The 676-nt window shown below is 53.6% G+C and carries 2 protein-coding genes; one reads left to right on the forward strand and one right to left on the reverse strand.

Features of this window, described 5'->3' with window-relative positions:
- A partial coding sequence (locus tag F1735_RS34015) for a hypothetical protein (protein WP_222853190.1) occupies window positions 1-341 on the forward strand: 341 nt, incomplete at its 5' end.
- A 113-nt stretch (window positions 342-454) separates the two neighbouring features.
- Here the strand turns inward: F1735_RS34015 and F1735_RS36065 are convergent.
- A partial coding sequence (locus F1735_RS36065) for a hypothetical protein (RefSeq protein ID WP_222853191.1) occupies window positions 455-676 on the reverse strand: 222 nt, incomplete at its 5' end.

The raw sequence follows: 676 nt of genomic DNA on the forward strand, positions 1-676 counted from the left end.
TCCTTTTCCGCGGCGGAAAGCTTGGAAAGATCTGGAAGGGGGCGCAGTTTTGTCATGATCAGCATCATGGACCGATTTCAAGAAACGAACAACTCTGGCACGTGCTCGCTCAGGCTAAACAGTTACAATTGTCTTTGGATGAGATCGAATCTGTTTCCGGCGGAACCATCGGAGAAAGCGCGAAAGCCGTTGCCATTGCGGGCGCGATCGGAGCCGGAGCGTTTGGCGCCGGATGGGGGACCATGGCCGTTGGCGCAGCTATCGCGGTAAGCCCCCTCGGGGTGATGGCCCTGGCTGGATGCGCAGGATATGCCGGCTGGCGTTTGCTCAGCGCAAAGTAATGATTGCAAATTGATTTTGACGGGGAAGTGGGAAGTACCCCTTCCCCGCTTTTTTTCATAGGAGCTGTCTCATGGATACATTCGAGCTAAACGAGTTGATGGTCGTCCTAAGCCTAATTTTCGCGTAACTGTTTAGCCCTGACCGTTGTAAACGCGCAATTGTAAACATTCCGATATCCGGGCATGATGCCGGTCATGGTAAAACTTGCCCTCTTCCCGACCTCTCGACTCTCTCGCATCCCGAAAAAGACAAGCTGATCGAGAAACTGCACGCACAGGTCAAAGAGGCCTTGGCCGGTAAATCGATCCGCAAGGACAGCCACAATTCCAGTGTG

The organism is Massilia genomosp. 1, from assembly GCF_011682185.1.
Classification (GTDB): Bacteria; Pseudomonadota; Gammaproteobacteria; order Burkholderiales; family Burkholderiaceae_D; genus Telluria_A; species Telluria_A rubra.